This window comes from Streptomyces sp. NBC_00247, assembly GCF_036188265.1.
Lineage (GTDB): Bacteria > Actinomycetota > Actinomycetes > Streptomycetales > Streptomycetaceae > Streptomyces.
Genome location: NZ_CP108093.1, coordinates 5,100,629 through 5,121,032, shown reverse-complemented (window position 1 = coordinate 5,121,032; position 20,404 = coordinate 5,100,629). Strand labels below are relative to the sequence as shown.

Sequence of the window (20,404 nt, the reverse complement as noted above, 5' to 3'; positions counted from 1 at the left end):
GGCCATGGGGGGTGGGTTGCACAGGCCCCGGCTCGGGCTCGGGCTCGGGACTGGAAACATCTTGCCCATCACCACCCCTCACACTCCGCCCCGCTTCCCCTCGCATGTTTCAGGGGTGCGGGAACGCTTCCGGGGCACCATCCTCCGAGCCAGAGGTCAGCCGCCCCCGGCCCCACCTCCCCCGTCGGTCAGACTCTCGAACCACACCGTTTTTCCGCCGCCGCCCTCCCGCACCTCCACGCCCCACCTGTCGGCGACGGCGGCGACCAGCAGCAGCCCTCGGCCACCCTCGTCGAGCGCGTCACGCACGGTGGCCGTAGGCAGTTCGGGACTGCTGTCGGCGACCTCCACGCGCACCCCGTCGACCCCCAGCAAGTACATACGGATCTGGCAGTGGCGGCCGGGCACGTGCCGGACGACGTTCGCGATCAGCTCGGTGAGCGCGAGTTCGGCCGCGCCCGCCACGTCGAGAAGCCCCCGGTCGACGAGGTAGAGCCGCAGGATGCGACGGAGATGCCGCGCGGAATGCTCACCCATCGTGAAGTCGGCGTGGTACACGGGCTCCCTGAGGACGGGCGAGGTCTCGCCCACTCCGGACCGCTGAACAGTTACGTGATTCATGTCACCAGCGTGCAGCGATCCGACTACGCTCGGCTACGTACCGAAACGAACGCCGCCAGGCGTTGTACGCCGGAGGTCCCCCCGTGGCCAACATCCAGACTCTCGACCCCAGCACCTCGCCGCTGGCCTACTACGGCTGGGAGTTGCGCCGCCAGCGCGAGGCCGCGAACCTCAAACAGGGCCAGCTCGGAGCCATCATCTTCTGCACGGGTTCGCTGATCGGTCAGATCGAGACCGCGCGGAAGGTCCCCACCCGGGACTTCTCCGAGCGGCTGGACGCGGCCCTCGGCACGGGCGGACTGTTCTCCCGGCTGATCGGGCTGGTGCTGCGCAGCCAACTGCCGACGTGGTTCCAGGCTTACGCGGAGATGGAGTCGCGGGCGACGTACATCTCCACCTATCAGTCGCAGATGGTTTACGGGCTGCTGCAGACCGAGGAGTACGCGCGGGCGGTCCTGGCGACCGGCATGCCCGAGGACCTGGACGGCCTGCTGGCAGCGCGGATGGAGCGTCAGCGCATCCTGAAGAGGGAGCAGCCGCCGCTCGCCTGGGTCATCCTGGACGAGGCGGTGCTGTCCCGCCCGATCGGCGGGCGTCGGGTCATGCGAAGCCAACTCGCCAGGCTGTTGGAGTGCATCAGCCATCGTTGGATGCGCATTCAGGTGCTGCCCTTCTCGGCGGGTGAACATGCGAGCCTGGCCGGCTCGTTCAATCTCTTGCGCTTCGAGAGCGACCCGGACCTCGTGTACACCGAGGACGTCATCTCCGGCCACATGACCGCCGATCCTGAAACCATCCGGGAGGCTTCTCTCCGATACGCTCACCTGCAAGGGGCTGTCCTGTCCGTCGAGGAGTCGGCGGCTCTGATCAGCCGCGTGATGGAGGAGCGTTATGGAGCCGGGACCGGAAATGAAGAACTCGTCGTGGCGTAAGTCCAGCTACAGCGCCAACACCGGCGGCGACTGCCTCGAAGTGGCGGCCGGCAGCCCCACCGACTCCGTACCGGTCCGTGACAGCAAGGTCCCGGACGGTCCGGTCGTGACCGTCGGCCCGGTCGCCTGGCAGGCGTTCGTGGACGGTCTCCGGTAGGTGATGCGGGCCCGGCGAAGCTCGGTTCCACGGGTTACCGCCCCGCCCGGGCCTACTTCACGCCGCCGACCCCCGCGTTCCGCCCAGGAAGGGCTTTCCGTGCGTACCGTACCCACTTGTGTCCTCAGCAGCGGCGAAGCCCCTCGGGCCCTCCACGGACACGACCTGGACGCGTACGTACAGATCGGGTCACTGAGCAAGACACTCACCGGAACGGCCCTTGACCGGATGGTGGCGGAGGGCGCGCTCCAACTGGACACACCTCTGGAGCAGTTACTGCCCGTCCCGGCCGGCACCGGAATCTCCCTGAGGCATCTGGCGCAGCACACCTCCGGTCTGCCCCGGCTCCCCCCGCGCGTGAAGCGGCGCGACCCGTATGCGGACTTCGACACCGCCGCCCTGCACGCCGTGCTCCAGGGACTGGACACCCTCACCACCGATGCCCCCGGTCGCACCGAGGCGTACTCCAACCTCGGATACGCCATCCTCGGCTCGGCGTTGGCGTCCGCTTCGGGCATGACCTACGAAGAACTCCTGCACCACTACGTACTCGCGCCCCTGGACATCGCCGAGATATCCGGCGATCCCCCCTCGGACAAGCGTCTCCACAGTCGTGGGCTGTTGGGTCGCCCACGACGCCCTTGGACCATGAGCGGCGCCATCCTGCCCGCCGGTGGTCTCTGGGCCACCCCGAGGGCCGCTGCCCACTTGGTGACCGCACTCCTGACCGAACGGAAATTCGGTGAGCCCGCACTGAGTTGGCAGCGAGCCGGAACCGTGGTCTGGCACAACGGCGCCACCGGGGACGCCTCCGTCTTCGCCGGGGCCACGCAGGACGGCAGGTGGGTGCTGGTCCACCGCCTCAGCGGCCGGGCGGACCGCACCGACGCGTTGGGCGCCGATCTCCTCCGACGGGCGACGCCGGGAAACTCCACCGCACGGCGGGAGAACGACGATCCCCCACGGGGGTAACGCCAGGGCGGCCAAACCCTCGTGCCCGTTACGACTCACTTGGCCGAAGCGGCGCCCCCGCGCCCTCCAGCATCGCGACCGTCTCCGGCCAGGGCCCGGCCATCGCCCATTCGAGGGGCGTCCGCCCGGTGCCGTAGTCCTCACGGAGATCCGGAACCGCGCCTGCGGCCAGGAGCGCGCGTACGACGTCCGTGTGCCCCCAACAGGCCGCCGCGCACAGGGGTGTTCCCTCGCTGCCCTCGCCGCCGCTCTCGGCGTCCGGAGCGGCGCCGGCCCGCAGGAGGATGCTGACGGCTTCCGCGTCGCCCTGGACCGCCGCCGCGTAGAGCGGTGTGGTGCCGTCCGAGTCGGCCGCCTCCGGGTCGGCTCCGGCGCGCAGGAGGGTGCGGACGCGTGCCGCGTCACCGGTCAGGGCCGCTCCGACCAGATCCCTGGACAGTTTCTTGGACCGTCTTCGCTTCATGGGCGCGGAGCATAGCGAAGGACCGGCCTCAGCTCGTCCACGAAGTCACCAGACGGTGGACCGACCCGGGCGTCGGCCACCCACGCTCCAACCGGCTTCCCCGCCGGCCCCGCGTGAAGACCGAGCGGGACGCCGGAGGTAACCCGGGAGCCCTTGCGTGCCCTGGCCCCGGCTACGCGCGGCCCGTGCCGCGCCGTGACCGCGCGTGATTCGGCCACGGCGCGCGCTCTGCGCACTTGCCGCCGGGCACCTCGACGCGACACGGTCACAGGGCGACCGCACGCGATCGATTCGATGCCGTCCTCCTGCCCGCCCGACTCCTCCACCGGAAGGCACCACCGTGTCCCGCGTCCTCCTCGACCCCCGCGCGGACCTGCGCGAGCAGGCCACAGCGCTCCACGCATACGGCAGCGTCGTCCCCGCCCAGTGGCCGGGAGGCGTCGACTGCTGGGCCGTGGTCGGCTACGACGAACTGGAGACGGTGCTGAGCGACCCGTTGTTCTCGCGGTCCCCGCTGCACTTCCGCGCGCTGCGCGACGGGGAGATCCCGCCGGACTGGCCCATGACCGACCACCTGAACCGGCAGTGGATGCTCACCGCCGACGGTGCGGACCACACCCGGCTCCGGCGTACGGCGGTCTCGGCCTTCACTCCCGGGAACATCCGTCGGCTGCGGCCGGAGGTGGAGAGCGCCGTCGGCCGGCTGCTCGCCGGGCTGGTCGCGGCCGGGCGCCCCTTCGACCTGCGGGCGGAGTTCGCGCTCCCGTTGGCGTTGGACGTGCTCTGCTCGCTCCTCGGTGTTCCGGCGGCGGAACGCGCGGAGGCGAGTTCCCTGGTGCACCGCGCCCTCTCCCGGGCGGCTCTCACCGCGGACGAGTCCCGGCGGCTGAGTGCCGAGATCCGGGGGTTCCTCGGTGGTCTCCTGGAACGTCCGGGCCGGTCGGGCGGCCTGGTGGCGGATCTCGCCCGGTCCGTGGAGGCCGAAGCCCTGACCAGGCAGGAGGCGCAGGACACCCTCTGGCTCTTCCTCGCCGCCGGATTCGACACGACGGTCGCCGCTCTCGTCAACGCAGTCCGCGCCCTGCTGGGCCATCCCGACCGGTTGCGAGGCGTCCTGGGCGGCGAGGTGCCCTGGGAGGACGTGGTGGAGGAGGCCCTGCGGTACGACTCCAGCGTCTTCGCCCTGCCCTTCGCCTTCCCCCGCCGGGACGTGACACTGGGCGGGCAGCCGGTCCGCGAGGGCGACGCCCTTCTGCTCTGTTACACGGCCGCCAACCTGGACCCCCGCCGTACCGCCGGGGACCGGTTCACCGGGAGCGCGCCGCCACGCCACCTCGCCTTCGGACGCGGCCCCCACTACTGTCTCGGCGCCCCGCTCGCCCGCCTTCAGCTGCGGACCGCCCTCGCCGGACTGTTCACCTTCCTGCCCCACCTGCGGGCAACCGCCCGGCCTGGGCCGCCCATCGCGTCACTGACCGTCAACTCCCCACAGAGCCTGATGGTTTCGGACGCCCCCTGCCCGGCGGCCCGGCACGGTGGATCCCCCGACGACCCTGCCCGGTGGGGAGATCCCGTTCTCTGCCCGGGCGTCGCGGGCTGACCTCTCCGACGGGCTTCCGTCCCCGGCCATCACCCGGCGGACCCGCTGAATCGTCCGGGGCCACCGGTATGGGGCCTGGGCCGTGTCTGACCATTCCCGCCGGGCGTGCGGCGCCCGGCACGGCACCTCGCGGCGTTGCCGGACCGCCCGAGTCGCCCGAGTACATCCCGTACTCGGGCGATCCTCCGCCTCGCGACGCACCGCACCGGACACCGCCCGCTGATCCGACGCGCAGGGTCGGACACGGCCTGGCCGTGACCCGCTACTCCCCGGCCGTGGCCGCCATGACCGCCTTCAGCCCGTCCAGCGACTCCCGCAGGAAGTCCGCCAGGGAGCGGGCCCCGTCCTCGGCCACCCAGCGTTCGAAGCCGACCTTGAAGACGGCGATGCCCGCTTCCGCGGTGAGGCCGGCGGCGGGTTCCGGGACGCCGCGTCCGCGGAGCGTCGCCGTCAGGGCGGCGACCAGTGACGCGAGCTTGGTCAGCTCGCGTTCGCGCAACTCGCGGCTCGCGACGATGACGGCATGGCGTTGCCGGGCGAAGGCGTGGCGGTCGTCGAAGAACACGGCGACGCTCTCCAGGGCCGAAGCCATGGCGTCGATCGGGGCCGCTGCGGCCGGGGCGGCTCCGAGGGCGTCCACGAAGGCCTGCTCCAGCTGCTGCGCACCGCCGAACAGCACCTCGCGCTTGTCGGCGCAGTGCCGGAAGAAGGTGCGCTCGGTGACTCCGGCGCGAGCGGCGATCTGGGCGGCGGTGGTCTGTTCGTAGCCGTGCTCGGCGTAGAGCTCCAGGGCCGCCTGTTCCAGACGTCCGCGCGCGTTCGGCTCCCATCGACCCATGGTGTCGATCCTACGCGATGACAGCCACTGACATCGGGTGTACGTTGATGAACACGACGACAGTCACTGACATCGGTCGCCCGTCGCGCTCCGAGGCCGGATTCCCCGAGCCACGGCGTCCGCGACCAGGACGGCCACCCCACCCCTCGTGGAGGTTCATCCCATGCGTGTATTCGTCACCGGTGCTTCCGGCTGGATCGGCTCGGCCGTCGTTTTGGAACTCCTCGCCGCCGGGCACCACGTAGTCGGGCTCGCCCGCTCGGAGGCTTCCGCCGCTGCGCTGGCCAAGGCGGGCGCCGAGGCTCGCCGAGGCTCGCTCGACGACCTCGGCGTCCTGCGGGACGCGGCGGCCGAGTCGGACGGCGTGATCCACCTCGCCTTCAAGCACGAGCTCGCGTTCTCGGGCGACTTCGACGCCGCCGCCGACGCGGACCGCCGTGCGATCGAGACCCTCGGCGACGCGCTCGCCGGCTCCGGCCGCCCCCTGCTCATCGCTGCGGGGACGCTCGGGATCGCGCCCGGCCGGCTCGCGACCGAGGAGGACGGCCGGGCGTCGGCCCCGTCCGACGCGGGCGCCCTCGACTCGGGCCCGTCGAAGCGGATGGACAACGCGCGGGCGGCCCTCGCCCTCGCGGACCGCGGCGTTAGCGCCTCGGTCGTACGGCTCCCCCCGACCGTGCACGGGGACGGCGACCACGGCTTCCTCGCCGCGATCGTGGCGACCGCCCGCGCGAAGGGGGTCTCCGGCTACATCGGTGACGGCGCCAACCGCTGGCCCGCCGTGCACCGCGACGACGCCGCGCACCTTTTCCGCCTCGCCCTGGAGGGGGCTCCGGCGGGCTCCGTCCTGCACGCGGTCGCGGACGAGGGAGTACCCATCCGTGCGGTCGCGGAGGTGATCGGCCGGCGCCTCGGCCTGGCCGTGGCGTCCGTGGACCCCGCCGACGCCGCCGCGCACTTCGGCTGGCTCGCGGCGCTCCTCGCCCTGGACGGTCCGGCCTCGGGCGTGCGCACCCGCGCGCTGCTGGGGTGGCAGCCGACCCGGCCGGGCCTCCTCGACGACCTCGACCGGGGGCACTACTTCGCCGCCCCGGCCGCCTGACCCTCCCGGGCTGCCCGGCAGGGCCCGCCGTTCAGCCCGCCAGCTCCCAGACCAGCACCTGGGCCGGGCCCTGCGCCCGCAGTTCCAGCCCCTCGGCCCCGGTGATCCGGGCGGAGTCGCCCGGCCCGAGGCGTTCGCCGCCGAGGTCCACCTCGCCGTCCACCACGTGCACGTACGCCCGCACCGCGTCCGGGACCGCCGCGCGCTCGCCCGGCGCGAGCCGTCGCACGTGCAGCATCGCCCCGGCGGCGGGCAGGGCGTACGGGGTGGAGTCGGCGATGCCGGGGACGACGGCGTAGGCGGGCTCGCCGCCGGCCTCCAGCGGCGCCAGCCACATCTGGAGGAACACCAAAGGCGCGTCGCCGTCGTTGCGTTCGAGGTGCCGGACCCCGGCCGCCGCGCTGAGGTGCTGTACGTCACCGGCGCGCACCACCCGGGTGTGACCGGCCGAATCGCGGTGGGTGAGCTCGCCCTCCACCACCCACGTGACGATCTCGGTGTGACTGTGCAGATGCTCGTCGAAACCCGCACCGGGAGCGAGCCGCTCCTCGTTGCAGGCGAGGATCGCGCCGAAGCGGAGGTTGTCGGGGTCGTAGAAGGAACCGAAGGAGAAGGCGTGCCGGGACTCGATCCCCGCCGCCCGGTCCCCGCCCTCGTACCGGCTCTGCGCGCGGTGTACGGACATCACACCCCCACCGTAGCCGGGCGCCGGGCAGCCGCCCCGCCCCGGAGCGACCGGAACCGGCCCGGCCCGTACGAGGACGTCTCCGTGCCCCTCACCCGCCCCGCCCCTCCGTCCCTCTGCCCGGATAAGGCAGTCTTGTCTCCGTGCCCCGACCCGATCCCGCGCAGCGCGCCGCCCACGACGCCCATCTGCATGCCGCGACCCTGAAGCGGCTGGAGCAGTCCTCCGGCCGGCTGTCGGCGAACGCCATCGCCCGCATGGACGAGACGCTGCCGTGGTACCGGGCGATGCCCCCGGAGAACCGGTCCTGGATCGGCCTGGTGGCGCAGGCGGGCATCGCCGCGTTCACCGAGTGGTTCCGGCATCCGGAGACCCCGCAGGCGATCTCCACCGACGTGTTCGGCACGGCCCCGCGCGAGCTGACCAGGGCGATCACCCTGCGGCAGACGGTCGAGATGGTCCGTACGACGATCGAGGTCATGGAAACGGCGATCGAGGAGGTCGCCGCACCCGGCGACGAGTCGGTACTGCGTGAGGCCCTGCTCGTCTACGCCCGGGAGATCGCCTTCGCGACCGCCCAGGTCTACGCGCAGGCGGCCGAGGCGCGCGGCGCGTGGGACGCCCGGCTCGAATCGCTCGTGGTCAACGCGGTCCTGTCCGGCGAGGCGGACGAGGGGGCGATCTCCCGGGCCGCCGCGCTCGGCTGGAACTCGCCCGAGCACGTCTGCGTGATCCTCGGTACCGCCCCGGACGGGGACAGCGAACTGACGGTCGAGGCCATCCGGCGTGCGGCGCGCGGCTCCAAGGTGCAGGTACTGACCGGGGTACTGGGCAATCGGCTGGTGGTCATCGCGGGCGGCAGCGACAACCCGCTCCAGGTCGCGCGCGGCCTGATCGGCCCGTACGCGGCCGGTCCGGTCGTCGCCGGACCGGTGGTGCCCGACCTGCTGGCGGCGACCCGGTCCGCGCAGGCGGCGGCTGCCGGGCTGAAGGCCTGCATCGCCTGGCAGGACGCCCCGCGTCCGGTCCTGGCCGACGACCTCCTGCCGGAGCGCGCGATGGCCGGAGACCCTGCCGCGCGCGACCAGTTGGTGGAGGAGATCTACAGCCCTCTGGAGGAGGCCGGGTCCGCGCTCCTGGAGACTCTGAGTGTCTACCTGGAGCAGGCGAGCAGCCTGGAAGGTGCCGCCCGAATGCTGTTCGTGCACCCCAACACCGTGCGCTACCGGCTACGACGTGTGACGGACGTCACCGGCTGGTCGCCGTCCGACGTACGTTCCGCGTTCACGCTCCGGATCGCGCTGATCCTGGGGCGCTTGGCCGCGAGAGACAGCCAGTCCTAGACTTTTGTCGGACTTCAACAATTCCCCTGACGGTTCTTCGTCCCTGTCCCCACGGGCGTACGGGACCGTCCGCAAGAGAGAGTGTGAGGGTGCTCGTACTCGTCGCTCCCGGCCAAGGCGCTCAGACGCCCGGCTTCCTGACTCCCTGGCTCGACCTCCCCGGTGCCACCGACCGCATCGCGGCCTGGTCCGACGCCATCGGGCTCGACCTTGCCCACTACGGCACGAAGGCCGACGCCGACGAGATCCGTGACACGGCGGTGGCCCAGCCCCTGCTGGTGGCCGCGGGTCTCCTCTCCGCGTCCGCGCTGAACGCGTCGCCCGCCGTCGTCGCCGGGCACAGCGTCGGCGAGATCACCGCCGCCGCCTACGCCGGTGTGCTCGGCGACGAGGCGGCGCTCCGCCTGGTGCGGGCCCGCGGGCTCGCGATGGCCGACGCCGCCGCGGTCACCGAGACCGGCATGGCCGCTCTGCTCGGCGGCGACCCGGACGTCACGGTCCCGCACCTGGAGAGCCTCGGGCTGACCCCGGCCAACGTGAACGGTGGCGGTCAGATCGTCGCCGCGGGCACGGCCGCCCAGATCGCCGCGCTGACCGAGAACAAGCCGGAGGGCGTGCGCCGCGTGGTGCCGCTCAAGGTCGCCGGGGCGTTCCACACGCACCACATGGCTCCGGCCGTCGAACGGCTGCGCGAAGCGGCCCGGGGCCTGGAGATCGCCGATCCCACCGTGACGTACGTGTCGAACGCGGACGGCAAGACGGTCGCGACGGGCGCCGAGGTCGTCGAGCGCCTGGTCGGGCAGGTCGCGAACCCGGTCCGCTGGGACCTGTGCATGGAGACGTTCCAGCAGCTCGGTGTGACCGCGCTCATCGAGGCGTGCCCCGGGGGCACCCTCACCGGGCTCGCCAAGCGCGCGCTGCCCGGCGTGCGGACCCTCGCGCTCAAGACCCCCGACGACCTCGACGCGGCCCGCGCGCTCATCTCCGAGCACGCGTCCGCCTAAGGAGCACGAGCATGTCGAAGATCAAGCCCAGCCAGGGCGCCCCGTACGCACGCATCATGGGGGTCGGCGGCTACCGCCCGACCCGCGTGGTGCCGAACGAGGTGATCCTCGAAACGATCGACTCGTCCGACGAGTGGATCCGCTCCCGCTCCGGCATCGCCACCCGGCACTGGGCCTCCGACGAGGAGACCGTGTCCGCGATGTCCGTGGAGGCCGCCGGCAAGGCCATCGCCGACGCGGGGATCGCCCCGGAGCAGATCGGCGGTGTGATCGTCTCCACCGTCTCGCACTTCAAGCAGACTCCGGCCGTCGCCACCGAGATCGCGCACAAGATCGGCGCGGGCAAGCCCGCGGCCTTCGACATCTCCGCCGGCTGCGCGGGCTTCGGTTACGGTCTGACGCTCGCCAAGGGCATGGTCGTCGACGGTTCCGCGGAGTACGTCCTCGTCATCGGTGTGGAGCGGCTCAGCGACCTCACCGACCTGTCCGACCGTGCCACGGCCTTCCTCTTCGGTGACGGAGCGGGCGCCGTGGTCGTCGGCCCGTCGAAGGTACCGGCCATGGGCCCGACCGTTTGGGGCTCCGAGGGCGACAAGTCGGACACCATCAAGCAGACCGTGTCGTGGGACCAGTTCCACGCCGAGCGCCCGGAGAAGTTCCCGGCCATCACGCAGGAGGGTCAGGCGGTCTTCCGCTGGGCCGTCTTCGAGATGGCGAAGGTGGCCCAGCAGGCGCTGGAAGCCGCCGGGGTCGCTCCGGAAGACCTGGACGTCTTCATTCCGCACCAGGCCAACATGCGGATCATCGATTCGATGGTGAAGACCCTCAAACTGCCGGAGAGCGTCATCGTCGCCCGCGACGTGGAGACGACCGGCAACACCTCCGCCGCCTCGATCCCGCTCGCGATGGAGCGGCTCCTGGCGACCGGGCAGGCGAAGAGCGGCGATACCGCCCTCGTCATCGGCTTCGGGGCGGGTCTCGTCTTCGCCGCGACGGTCGTTACTCTCCCCTAAGGCTTTTCGCCCGGTCCGAACGAGAAGATCCAGCACCATCGGGGTTCTCGGTCCGGACGTCAGAACCCAGCAGACACTTATCGAAGGAGCGCCAACATGGCCGCCACCCAGGAAGAGATCGTCACCGGTCTCGCCGAGATCGTCAACGAGATCGCCGGTATCCCGGTCGAGGACGTCCAGCTGGACAAGTCCTTCACCGACGACCTGGACGTCGACTCGCTGTCCATGGTCGAGGTCGTCGTCGCCGCCGAGGAGCGCTTCGACGTCAAGATCCCCGACGAGTCCGTCAAGAACCTCAAGACGGTCGGCGACGCTGCCGACTACATCCTGAAGAACCAGGCCTGATCCCAGGCCGGTTCGTGTGTCGCCACCCGGCGGTGGCGCCGCTGATTCACGACCCTCTACACGTGGAGAAGATTTTCCAGTGAACTCGACCAATCGCACCGTGGTCGTCACCGGTATCGGCGCAACCACTCCGCTGGGTGGCGACTCCGCATCGACCTGGGAGGGGTTGATGGCCGGTCGCTCCGGCATCAAGCCCCTCGAAGGCGAGCGTTTCGCCGAACTGCCCGTCCGGATCGCCGCGTTGGCAGCGGTTGACCCGGGCGAGGTTCTGCCCCGCCCGCTCGCCCGCAAGCTGGACCGCTCGGCGCAGTTCGCGCTGATCGCGGCCCGCGAGGCGTGGGCGGACGCCGGCTTCACCGGCAAGGCCGGTGAGGACGACGCGATCGAGCCCGAGCGGCTGGGCACGGTCATCGCCTCCGGCATCGGTGGCGTGATCACGCTGCTCGACCAGTACGACGTGCTGAAGGAGAAGGGCGTACGCCGCGTCTCCCCGCACACCGTCCCCATGCTCATGCCGAACGGCCCGGCGGCCAACGTCGGCCTGGAGGTCAACGCCCAGGCCGGTGTCCACACCCCGGTCTCCGCCTGCGCGTCGGGTGCCGAGGCCATCGGGTACGCCGTCGAGATGATCCGTACCGGCCGTGCCGACGTGGTCGTCGCCGGTGGTACGGAGGCGGCCATCCACCCGCTGCCGATCGCGGCCTTCGCCAACATGATGGCGATGTCCAAGAACAACGACGAGCCCCAGAAGGCCTCGCGGCCGTACGACACGGGCCGTGACGGCTTCGTCCTCGGTGAGGGCGCGGGCGTCGTGGTCCTGGAGTCGGTCGAGCACGCCGCCGCGCGCGGCGCCAAGGTCTACTGCGAGGTGCTGGGCCAGGGCCTGTCCGCCGACGCCCACCACATCGCGCAGCCCGAGCCGACCGGCCGGGGCATCGCCGCGGCGATGCGCAACCTGCTGGACACCACGGACCTCAAGCCGTCCGAGGTCGTCCACCTCAACGCGCACGCCACGTCCACGCCGCAGGGCGACGTGGCCGAGCTGAAGGCGCTCAGCTCGGTCCTGGGCGACGACCTCGACCACGTCGCGATCTCCGCGACCAAGTCGATGACGGGCCACCTGCTGGGTGGTGCGGGCGGCATCGAGACCGTGGCCACGGTCCTCGCGCTGCACCACCGGATGGCCCCGCCGACCATCAACATCGAGAACCTCGACGACGACGTGACGGCGAACATCGTCCGCGACAAGCCGCAGCCGCTGCCCGAGGGTTCGATCGCCGCGATCAACAACTCGTTCGGCTTCGGCGGCCACAACGTGGTCCTGGCCTTCCGCAGCGTCTGATCGTTTCTGCTCGGTCCGCCACGACGATGCCCGCCCCCCGGTTCTCCGGGGAGGCGGGCTTCGTCGTTCCCGGGGGCCTCACGCCCGGCCGGGTTCGACGATCACCTCACTGCCGACCGGTACGAACCCGGCGGCGAGGAAGCCGCGCAGGGAGCGGGCGTTGCCCGGGGCGACGGCCGCGAAGACGGGGCTGCCTGACGGTACGAGGGTGAGGGCGTCGGCGAGCAGCCCGCGCCCCCGCCCGGGAGCGCGGGCCCCGGGATCGTGGAGTTCGATGCTGAGCTCCGGGCGCCCCGCGAGCCCTTCGGCGAGGGTGATCATGCCCCGCTCGTCGCCGTACACCCGGACGTTCCGGCGCAGGCGGCGGGCGTGCCGGACGCGCGGGTGCTCGTCGTGGCCGTCCAGTGGGACGAGGCGGGGCGGGCCGCCGGTGCCCCGTGCGGTGAGGGTCGCGTCGGTGACGCCGACCGTGCCGTGCGGGCCCCCCAGCAGCCGCAGGAAGTCCGGCGCGAGCGAGGCTCCGAAACCGTCCGGGCCGGCGCCGAGGACCTCGTCGGCGGGGAGTGCGGTGGCGACGACGGCGTGGCCGGTGAACGCGACGGAGCACTCCAGCCCACCGGGCAGGGGCGGCAGCACCGTCACCGAGCCGTCCACGGGCGGAAAGTGTCCCTCGGCCGCGTCGAGGAAGAGACCGAGCAGCGGGTGCGGTGCGGTCATCGGACGCCCGCCACCTGCTCGGTGAGGAAGTCGAGCAGGACCGCGTTGAACCGCTCGGGCTGCTCCGCGCCCGGCAGGTGGCCGGCGCCCTCGATCACTTCGAGCCGCGCGTGCGGGGCGTGGTGGCGCATCTCCTCGGCGTCGGCGACCGGGGTGTACACGTCGTCGGCGCCGACCACGACGAGTACGGGAACGTCGGCGGCGGCCAGCACGGGCCGCAGGTCGGGGCGTTCGGCGCGGCCCCGGAGCGCGGCGGCGGCGCCGCGCGGGTCGGTGGCCCGCATCATCGCGAGCACCCGGTCGGCCACCTCGGGCAGGGCGGTCACGTTGTAGGCGGCGAGCATCTTGTCGATGACCTCACCGGCGTATCCGCCCATGCCCTCGGCGAGCAGCCGGTCGGCGAGCTTGTTGCGGTACGCCTTGCCGTCCTCCGTCTCCGGCGGCACCGAGGTGTCGGAGAGGACGAGTGCGCGTACCCGCCCGGGGTGGCGCCGCCGGAACTCCAGGGCGATCTGACCGCCCATCGAGACACCGCCGACGACCGCGTCCGCGAGGCCGAGACGGTCGAGGAGGGCGGCGAGGTCGTCGGCGAAGTCGGAGAGGTACACCGTCCCCTCCGTCACCCCGCTCGCGCCGTATCCACGGAGGTCCGGGGTGATCACCCGGTATCCGGCCGTCGTCAGCGCCCGCGCCTGCGGGGCCCAGAGCGTGCGGTCGAAGGGGTGGCCGTGGATCAGGACGACGGGTGTTCCGTCGCGGGGGCCGGTGTCGTCGTGGTGGAGGGTGGCGCCGCGCACCTCGTGGAAGGTCATGCGTGCGCAGCGTAGTGAAGCCGCGCCCCTCGGCCGCCGGTGATTCACCATGTGGAACACGGCTCCTGAGGGCACGTGAGCCCCTGGGCGCGCGGGGGCTCAGACCACCTGGTGCAACCAGCGGACCGGGGCGCCCTCGCCGGCGTGCCGGAAGGATTCCAGCTCGTCGTCCCAGGGTTTGCCGATGAGTCCCGCGACCTCCGCCTCCAGGTCGGACTCCCCGCGCACGGAGCGCGTCAGGGCCGCCCGCAGCCGGTCCTCGGGGACGAGGATGTCGCCGTTCATGCCGGTGACCGCGTGGAAGATGCCGAGCGTGGGGGTGGAGCTGTAGCGCTCACCCTCGGCCGTGGCACACGGTTCGGCGGTCACCTCGAAGCGGAGGAGGTCCCAGCCGCGCAGGGCGGAGGCCAGCTCCGAGGCGGTGCCGGCGCGGCCCCGCCAGGAGAACTCGGACCGCCAGGTGCCGGGCGCGGCCGGCTGTCTGATCCAGTCCAACTGGACCCGCACCCCGAGTACGCCTGCCACCGCCCATTCGATGTGCGGACAGAGCGCGCGCGGTGCGGAGTGTACGTACAGGACTCCACGTGTCGTCACCGGAACCTCCCGTGTGGGACGAGGTACGCCTTCCCCAGCGGCCTCGCGCCCATGCCGCCTGTTCCCGGCCGGCTCCCGAGGTTGTCATCAGTAAACAGCATCGGGAGATAATCTCCAGAAAACGGACAGTATGTGACGTGAGGTAACTTACCGGACCTCCCGTGCGGGGCGCGGGCGGGCGGGCCTCACTGGCTCTCCGGGAAAAAGCTACCGTGCGCCGGGGCCGGACGTGTGACGTACGGTCGGTCCCGGGCCCCTCATTCGCCCGCTTTCACCCGGCGGAGCACGCCCGGCGCACGCCTGCGCGTACGGGGTGTGCCGGGGGCCAGGACCAGCGGCATAGGCCAGCAACGACCGGAGGTTCAAGATGCCGGAACGCACATGGCGGGGTCGCCGCCCGCGGACCGCCGTCACCGGAATGGCGGCATGGGCGTGCGCCGGCGCACTCGTGCTGACGGGGTGTTCCGGAGGGGCGGACGGCGGTGCGAAGAGCGCACCGAAGGGCGCCGGTCGCGCCACGGCCGCGGCGCCCGCCGGTCCGGTGTGGAATCGCCGTCCGGGCTCGGTCGCGGCGGTCGGCGATTCGATGACCCGGGGGTTCGACGCCTGCTCGGTGCTGGCCGACTGCCCCGAGGTCTCCTGGGCCACCGGGACGGACACCGCGGTGCGCAGTCTCGCCGCCCGGCTCCTCGGTCCGTCCGAGGTGACGGCGCACAGCTGGAACCACGCCGTGTCGGGCGCGCGGATCGCCCAGTTGCCGGAGCAGATGGCCGAGGCGGCGCGGGAGCGGCCGGAGCTGGTGACGGTGATGATCGGCGCCAACGACGCCTGCCGGGGCTCGGTGGCGTCCATGACGTCCGTCGAGGACTTCCGGTTCTCCTTCGACCTGTCGCTGCGGCAGTTGCGGGCCGCCGTCCCGAAGGCGCAGGTGTACGTGTCGAGCGTGCCGGACCTGTGGCGGCTCTGGTCGACCGGGCGCCGCAACCCGCTCGGCAAGCAGGTCTGGAAGCTCGGGATCTGCAAGTCGATGCTGGCCGACGCCGACGACATGGGCGCCGCCGCCACCGCCCGGCGGGCCGCCGTACGCGAGCGGGTGGTGGAGTACAACAAGGTGCTGCGCGAGGTGTGCGCCGGGGACGAGCTCTGCAGGTACGACGGCGACGCGGTCTACGACTATCCGTTCACCGGCGCCCAACTCAGTCCGTGGGACTGGTTCCACCCGGGGCGCGACGGGCAGGCCCGGCTGGCGGAGATCGCCTACCGCAATGTCACGGCAGCCGCGCCACCAGCGTAAAGTCCGATCATGAGTACGAGTACGACGACGATCAGCAGTGACGCGTTCGGCACTCTCCCGGACGGTACGTCCGTGGAGCGCTGGACCCTGGAGCGCGACGGGACCCGGGTACGCCTGCTGACGTACGGCGCGATTCAGCAGTCCGTCGAGGTGCCGGACCGGGACGGGGCGCCCGGCGAGATCGTCCTCGGACTGCCGGACCTCGCCGGATACCTCACCCACGCCTCGCCCTTCTTCGGCGCGGTCTGCGGGCGGTACGCGAACCGCATCGGCGGCGCCTCCTTCGATCTCGACGGCCGCACCCACCGGCTCACCGCCAACGAGGGCCCCAACCAGCTGCACGGCGGGGCGCGAGGCTTCGACAAGCGGGTCTGGGCGGCCCGCGAGGTGGACGGCGGCGTGGAGCTCGGCCTCGTCGCCGAGGACGGCGAAGAAGGCTTCCCCGGACGGCTCGCGGTCTCGGTGACGTACACGCTGGAGCCGGGCGGGGCGCTGCGGATCGGCTACCGGGCGACGACCGACGCGCCGACCGTCGTGAACCTCACCAACCACAGCTACTGGAACCTGGCCGGCGCGGGCACCGGCAGCGCGCTCGGGCACGAGCTGCGGATCGCGGCCGGGCGGATCACCCCGGTGGACGCCGCCTCCCTGCCGACCGGTGAACTCGCCCCGGTGGACGGCACCCGGTTCGACTTCCGCCGGCCGAAGCCGGTGGGCCCGGGGTACGACCACAACTACGTCCTGGACGCTCCGGGCGACCTCGCGGAAGTCTCCGCCGAGCTGTACGACGCGGGCTCCGGGCGGGCACTGACGGTGCGTACGACCGAGCCGGGCATCCAGCTCTACACCGCCGACCACCTCGGCGGCGGCCCCTTCGTGCCGTCGGCCGGGATCGCGCTGGAGACCCAGCACTTCCCGGACTCGCCGAACCGGCCCCACTTCCCGAGCACGGTGCTGCGGCCGGGCGGGGAGTACGTCTCGACGACGGAGTACGGCTTCTCCGTACGCTGACCCCTGGCGGGGCGGAGACGGGGCGGGGAGGAGCCCCGCAGCGGTGTCAGGTCCGCTGCGGGGCTCCTCGGTTGCGTGGACCGTCCCGAACCCGGTACGTACCCGGGTACGGCACGATCATGCGCATGGCGAGCGCTCCCTGATCCCCCGAAGTGCCGGGCGCGCTCGGGGCCCCCGTGCGAAGGTGGCCGGATGACGTCGTTGGAAGACCTCCGCAGACTGCGCCGGGCCCGCGACCGGATGGACCGCGAGTACGCCGAGCCGCTCGACGTCCCCGCGCTGGCCCGTACCGCCCTGATGTCGGCGGGCCACTTCTCCCGCAGCTTCAAGGCGGCCTACGGGGAGACCCCGTACAACTACCTCATGACCCGCCGGATCGAGCGGGCGAAAGCGCTGCTGCGGCGGGGCGACCTGTCGGTCACCGAGGTCTGCTTCGAGGTCGGCTGTACCTCGCTGGGGTCCTTCAGCTCGCGCTTCACCGAGCTGGTCGGCGAGAGCCCGAGCGCCTACCGGGCGCGTTCCCACGAGGCGGGCGCGGCCGTCCCCGCCTGCGTCGCGAAGATCCACACGCGACCGGTCAGGAATGGAGAAGCGAAACGATGACCCCGCCCGTAGCGTGAAACGCATGGACATCAACCTTTCCCAGACCTTCATCGCCGTCGACGACCACGACAAGGCGCTCCCCTTCTACCGCGACGTGCTCGGGCTCGAAGTCCGCAACGACGTGGGGTTCGAGGGGATGCGCTGGGTGACCGTCGGCTCTCCCTCGCAGCCCGACGTGAACATCGTGCTGGAGCCGCCGCTGGCGGACCCGGGCGCCTCGGCCGCCGACCGGCAGGCCGTGGCGGAGCTCCTCGCGAAGGGCCTGCTGCGCGGAGTCATCTTCTCGACCGACGACGTCGACGCCACCTTCGAGCGCATCCGCGAAGGAGGCGGCGAAGTGATCCAGGAACCGCTCGACCAGCCCTACGGCGTCCGCGACTGCGCCTTCCGCGACCCGTCCGGCAACATGCTGCGCTTCACCCAGAACAAGAAGTGACGCGCACACCCGCCACACCGCGGAACGTGGCACGGTAGACCGCCGCACCGCAGAACACCGCACGCCAGGACACCCGTACGCGCGCCAGGACGCCGCACCGCAGGAGGAGACAGCATGAGCAGGGCCCAGGGGACGGATCGCCGGTCGGCGGCGGAGCGCGGTGCGGACGGCCACGATCTGATCCGGGTGCACGGCGCGCGGGTGAACAACCTCAAGGACGTCCATGTCGAACTCCCGAAGCGCCGGCTGACGGTGTTCACCGGCGTCTCCGGCTCGGGCAAGAGCTCCCTGGTGTTCGGCACCGTCGCCGCCGAGTCGCAACGGCTGATCAACGAGACGTACAGCGCCTTCGTGCAGGGCTTCATGCCCACCCAGGCACGGCCCGAGGTGGACGTGCTCGACGGCCTGACCACCGCGATCCTCGTCGACCAGCAGCGCCTCGGCGGCGACCCCCGCTCCACCGTCGGCACCGCCACCGACGCCAACGCCATGCTGCGCATCCTCTTCAGCCGTCTCGGCGAGCCGCACATCGGCCCGCCGAGCGCTTACGCGTTCAACGTCCCCTCGGTACGGGCGAGCGGCGCCATCACCGTCGAACGCGGCAACAAGAAGGCCGTGAAGGCCACCTTCAACCGGACCGGCGGGATGTGCCCGCGCTGCGAGGGCCGGGGCACCGTCTCCGACATCGACCTCACCCAGCTCTACGACGACTCCAAGTCGCTGGCCGAGGGCGCGTTCACCATCCCCGGCTGGAAGTCCGACAGCTTCTGGACCGTGCGGGTCTACGCGGGGTCCGGCTTCCTCGACCCGGACAAGCCGATCCGCGACTTCACCGAGAAGGAGATGCGGGACTTCCTGCACCGGGAGCCCACCAAGGTGAAGGTCGAGGGCGTCAACCTCACCTACGAGGGGCTGATCCCCAAGATCCAGAAGTCCTTCCTCTCCAAGGACAAGGAGTCGCTCCAGCCGCACGTCCGGGCGTTCGTGGAGCGGGCGGTGACCTTCGACACCTGCCCCGAGTGCGAGGGCACCCGGCTCAGCGAGGGCGCGCGGTCCTCGAAGATCGCACGCCTCTCCATCGCCGACGCCTGCACGATGCAGATCAGCGATCTCGCCGCGTGGGTGGCCGCTCTGGACGAGCCCTCGGTGGCGCCGCTGCTCACCGCGCTGGGGCGGACCCTCGACTCGTTCGTGGAGATCGGCCTCGGCTACCTCTCGCTCGACCGTCCGGCCGGCACGCTCTCCGGCGGTGAGGCGCAGCGCGTGAAGATGGTCCGCCATCTCGGTTCCTCGCTCACCGACGTCACGTACGTCTTCGACGAGCCGACCGTCGGGCTGCACCCGCACGACATCCAGCGGATGAACGACCTGCTGCTGCGGCTGCGGGACAAGGGCAACACGGTGCTCGTGGTGGAGCACAAGCCGGAGACGATCTCCATCGCCGACCATGTGGTGGACCTGGGTCCCGGCGCCGGTGCGGCCGGCGGCACGGTCTGCTTCGAGGGGACCGTGGAGGGACTGCGGAAGAGCGACACGGTCACCGGCCGCCACTTCGACGACCGGGCGAAGCTGAAGGACGAGGTGCGGGAGCCCACCGGGGCCCTGGAGATCCGGGGCGCCTGCGCGCACAACCTGCGGGACGTGGACGTGGACCTCCCGCTCGGGGTGCTCACGGTCGTCACCGGGGTCGCCGGTTCCGGCAAGAGTTCGCTGGTGCACGGGGCGCTGCCGCGGCAGGCCGGGGGCGGGGACGTGGTGTCGGTGGACCAGAGCCCGATCCGGGGTTCGCGGCGCAGCAATCCGGCGACGTACACCGGACTGCTGGACCCGGTCCGCAAGGCGTTCGCGAAGGCCAACGGCGTGAAGCCGGCACTCTTCAGCGCCAACTCCGAGGGTGCGTGCGCCGGTTGCAACGGCATCGGCGTCGTCTACACCGATCTGGCGATGATGGCGGGTGTCGCCTCGGTCTGCGAGGAGTGCGAGGGGCGCCGTTACCAGGATTCGGTGCTGGAATACCGGCTCGGTGGGCGGGACATCAGCGAGGTGCTCGCCATGTCGGCAGCCGAGGCACGGGAGTTCTTCGCCGAGGGCGAGGCGGCGACCCCGGCCGCGGAGCGGATCCTCGGCCGGCTGGTGGACGTCGGGCTCGGATACCTCACCCTGGGGCAGCCGTTGACGACGCTCTCCGGCGGTGAGCGCCAACGCCTCAAGCTGGCGACGCACATGGGCGAGAAGGGCGGGATCTATCTGCTCGACGAGCCGACCACGGGTCTGCACCTCGCCGATGTCGAGCAGTTGCTCGGACTGCTCGACCGGCTCGTGGACTCCGGCAAGTCGGTGATCGTGGTGGAGCACCACCAGGCGGTCATGGCGCACGCCGACTGGATCGTCGACCTCGGTCCCGGGGCGGGCCACGACGGCGGGCGCATCGTCTTCGAGGGCACCCCGGCCGATCTGGTCGCCGCCCGCTCCACCCTGACGGGCGAGCATCTGGCGGCGTACGTCGGGGCCTGAGGGACT

Annotated in this window: 22 protein-coding genes; 15 read left to right on the top strand and 7 right to left on the bottom strand. The window is 71.8% G+C overall.

Annotation, left to right across the window (positions count from 1 at the left end; genetic code table 11):
- Positions 1-156 precede the first annotated feature (156 nt).
- Positions 157-621, bottom strand: a complete 465-nt coding sequence (locus OHT52_RS22275; protein ID WP_443046639.1) for an ATP-binding protein — start codon at positions 619-621, stop codon at positions 157-159.
- A gap of 83 nt (positions 622-704) precedes the next feature.
- On the opposite strand from OHT52_RS22275, the gene OHT52_RS22270 reads away from it, so the two are divergent.
- The 3 genes from OHT52_RS22270 to OHT52_RS22260 all read left to right on the top strand — a co-directional run bounded on the left by OHT52_RS22270 (position 705) and on the right by OHT52_RS22260 (position 2,682).
- Positions 705-1,553: a helix-turn-helix domain-containing protein gene (locus OHT52_RS22270; RefSeq protein ID WP_328721946.1), complete on the top strand. Its 849-nt coding sequence runs from the start codon at positions 705-707 to the stop codon at positions 1,551-1,553.
- The gene (locus OHT52_RS22265; RefSeq protein ID WP_443046637.1) at positions 1,531-1,710 is read left to right on the top strand and encodes a DUF397 domain-containing protein; all 180 of its coding nucleotides are present in this window, start codon (positions 1,531-1,533) and stop codon (positions 1,708-1,710) included. Before OHT52_RS22270 ends, OHT52_RS22265 begins: the two co-directional genes overlap by 23 nt.
- 99 nt (positions 1,711-1,809) lie before the next feature.
- Complete coding sequence (locus OHT52_RS22260) at positions 1,810-2,682, top strand: serine hydrolase domain-containing protein (RefSeq protein ID WP_328721944.1); 873 nt, start codon at positions 1,810-1,812, stop codon at positions 2,680-2,682.
- A 28-nt stretch (positions 2,683-2,710) separates the two neighbouring features.
- Here OHT52_RS22260 and OHT52_RS22255 read toward each other — a convergent pair whose 3' ends face one another.
- Positions 2,711-3,145, bottom strand: coding sequence for an ankyrin repeat domain-containing protein (locus OHT52_RS22255; RefSeq protein ID WP_328721943.1), 435 nt, complete (start codon positions 3,143-3,145; stop codon positions 2,711-2,713).
- 340 nt (positions 3,146-3,485) lie between these two features.
- On the opposite strand from OHT52_RS22255, the gene OHT52_RS22250 reads away from it, so the two are divergent.
- A complete protein-coding gene (locus OHT52_RS22250) occupies positions 3,486-4,745 on the top strand; it encodes a cytochrome P450 (protein ID WP_328721942.1) in 1,260 nt (419 codons plus the stop codon).
- Positions 4,746-5,007: 262 nt separating this feature from the next.
- Here OHT52_RS22250 and OHT52_RS22245 read toward each other — a convergent pair whose 3' ends face one another.
- Positions 5,008-5,583 carry a TetR/AcrR family transcriptional regulator gene (locus tag OHT52_RS22245; protein ID WP_328721941.1) on the bottom strand — a complete coding sequence of 192 codons (576 nt, stop codon included), beginning with the start codon at positions 5,581-5,583 and terminating at the stop codon, positions 5,008-5,010.
- A gap of 163 nt (positions 5,584-5,746) precedes the next feature.
- Here OHT52_RS22245 and OHT52_RS22240 point away from each other — a divergent pair, with 163 nt between their 5' ends.
- Positions 5,747-6,685 carry an SDR family oxidoreductase gene (locus tag OHT52_RS22240; RefSeq protein ID WP_328721940.1) on the top strand — a complete coding sequence of 313 codons (939 nt, stop codon included), beginning with the start codon at positions 5,747-5,749 and terminating at the stop codon, positions 6,683-6,685.
- 31 nt (positions 6,686-6,716) lie between these two features.
- Here OHT52_RS22240 and OHT52_RS22235 read toward each other — a convergent pair whose 3' ends face one another.
- A complete protein-coding gene (locus tag OHT52_RS22235) occupies positions 6,717-7,373 on the bottom strand; it encodes a pirin family protein (protein WP_328721939.1) in 657 nt (218 codons plus the stop codon).
- 140 nt (positions 7,374-7,513) lie between these two features.
- On the opposite strand from OHT52_RS22235, the gene OHT52_RS22230 reads away from it, so the two are divergent.
- The 5 genes from OHT52_RS22230 (at position 7,514) to fabF (ending at position 12,417) form a co-directional block, all read left to right on the top strand.
- Positions 7,514-8,713: a PucR family transcriptional regulator gene (locus OHT52_RS22230; protein ID WP_328721938.1), complete on the top strand. Its 1,200-nt coding sequence runs from the start codon at positions 7,514-7,516 to the stop codon at positions 8,711-8,713.
- 89 nt (positions 8,714-8,802) lie between these two features.
- Complete coding sequence (locus OHT52_RS22225) at positions 8,803-9,717, top strand: ACP S-malonyltransferase (protein WP_328721937.1); 915 nt, start codon at positions 8,803-8,805, stop codon at positions 9,715-9,717.
- A gap of 11 nt (positions 9,718-9,728) precedes the next feature.
- Positions 9,729-10,730: a ketoacyl-ACP synthase III gene (locus OHT52_RS22220; protein WP_328721936.1), complete on the top strand. Its 1,002-nt coding sequence runs from the start codon at positions 9,729-9,731 to the stop codon at positions 10,728-10,730.
- Between the two features lie 96 nt (positions 10,731-10,826).
- Entirely contained in the window at positions 10,827-11,075 is a 249-nt protein-coding gene (locus tag OHT52_RS22215) for an acyl carrier protein (RefSeq protein ID WP_328721935.1), read from the top strand.
- Positions 11,076-11,154: 79 nt separating this feature from the next.
- Complete coding sequence (fabF, locus tag OHT52_RS22210; protein ID WP_328721934.1) at positions 11,155-12,417, top strand: beta-ketoacyl-ACP synthase II; 1,263 nt, start codon at positions 11,155-11,157, stop codon at positions 12,415-12,417.
- 78 nt (positions 12,418-12,495) lie between these two features.
- Here fabF and OHT52_RS22205 read toward each other — a convergent pair whose 3' ends face one another.
- The 3 genes from OHT52_RS22205 to OHT52_RS22195 all read right to left on the bottom strand — a co-directional run bounded on the left by OHT52_RS22205 (position 12,496) and on the right by OHT52_RS22195 (position 14,540).
- The gene (locus OHT52_RS22205) at positions 12,496-13,134 is read right to left on the bottom strand and encodes a hypothetical protein (protein ID WP_328721933.1); all 639 of its coding nucleotides are present in this window, start codon (positions 13,132-13,134) and stop codon (positions 12,496-12,498) included.
- The gene (locus OHT52_RS22200; protein ID WP_328721932.1) at positions 13,131-13,946 is read right to left on the bottom strand and encodes an alpha/beta fold hydrolase; all 816 of its coding nucleotides are present in this window, start codon (positions 13,944-13,946) and stop codon (positions 13,131-13,133) included. The genes OHT52_RS22205 and OHT52_RS22200 overlap by 4 nt, the downstream gene beginning before the upstream one ends.
- A 99-nt stretch (positions 13,947-14,045) precedes the next feature.
- The gene (locus tag OHT52_RS22195) at positions 14,046-14,540 is read right to left on the bottom strand and encodes a DUF3145 domain-containing protein (RefSeq protein WP_328721931.1); all 495 of its coding nucleotides are present in this window, start codon (positions 14,538-14,540) and stop codon (positions 14,046-14,048) included.
- Between the two features lie 418 nt (positions 14,541-14,958).
- Here OHT52_RS22195 and OHT52_RS22190 point away from each other — a divergent pair, with 418 nt between their 5' ends.
- The 5 genes from OHT52_RS22190 (at position 14,959) to OHT52_RS22170 (ending at position 20,398) form a co-directional block, all read left to right on the top strand.
- Complete coding sequence (locus OHT52_RS22190; protein ID WP_443046808.1) at positions 14,959-15,834, top strand: GDSL-type esterase/lipase family protein; 876 nt, start codon at positions 14,959-14,961, stop codon at positions 15,832-15,834.
- 9 nt (positions 15,835-15,843) lie between these two features.
- Positions 15,844-16,845 (top strand): aldose epimerase family protein, encoded by a 1,002-nt coding sequence (locus tag OHT52_RS22185; protein ID WP_328721929.1) that lies wholly within the window; start codon positions 15,844-15,846, stop codon positions 16,843-16,845.
- 192 nt (positions 16,846-17,037) lie between these two features.
- Complete coding sequence (locus tag OHT52_RS22180; RefSeq protein WP_327175604.1) at positions 17,038-17,448, top strand: helix-turn-helix transcriptional regulator; 411 nt, start codon at positions 17,038-17,040, stop codon at positions 17,446-17,448.
- Between the two features lie 22 nt (positions 17,449-17,470).
- Positions 17,471-17,884 (top strand): VOC family protein, encoded by a 414-nt coding sequence (locus tag OHT52_RS22175; protein WP_328721928.1) that lies wholly within the window; start codon positions 17,471-17,473, stop codon positions 17,882-17,884.
- Between the two features lie 114 nt (positions 17,885-17,998).
- Entirely contained in the window at positions 17,999-20,398 is a 2,400-nt protein-coding gene (locus tag OHT52_RS22170) for an excinuclease ABC subunit UvrA (RefSeq protein WP_328721927.1), read from the top strand.
- The last annotated feature ends 6 nt before the right edge of the window (positions 20,399-20,404 follow it).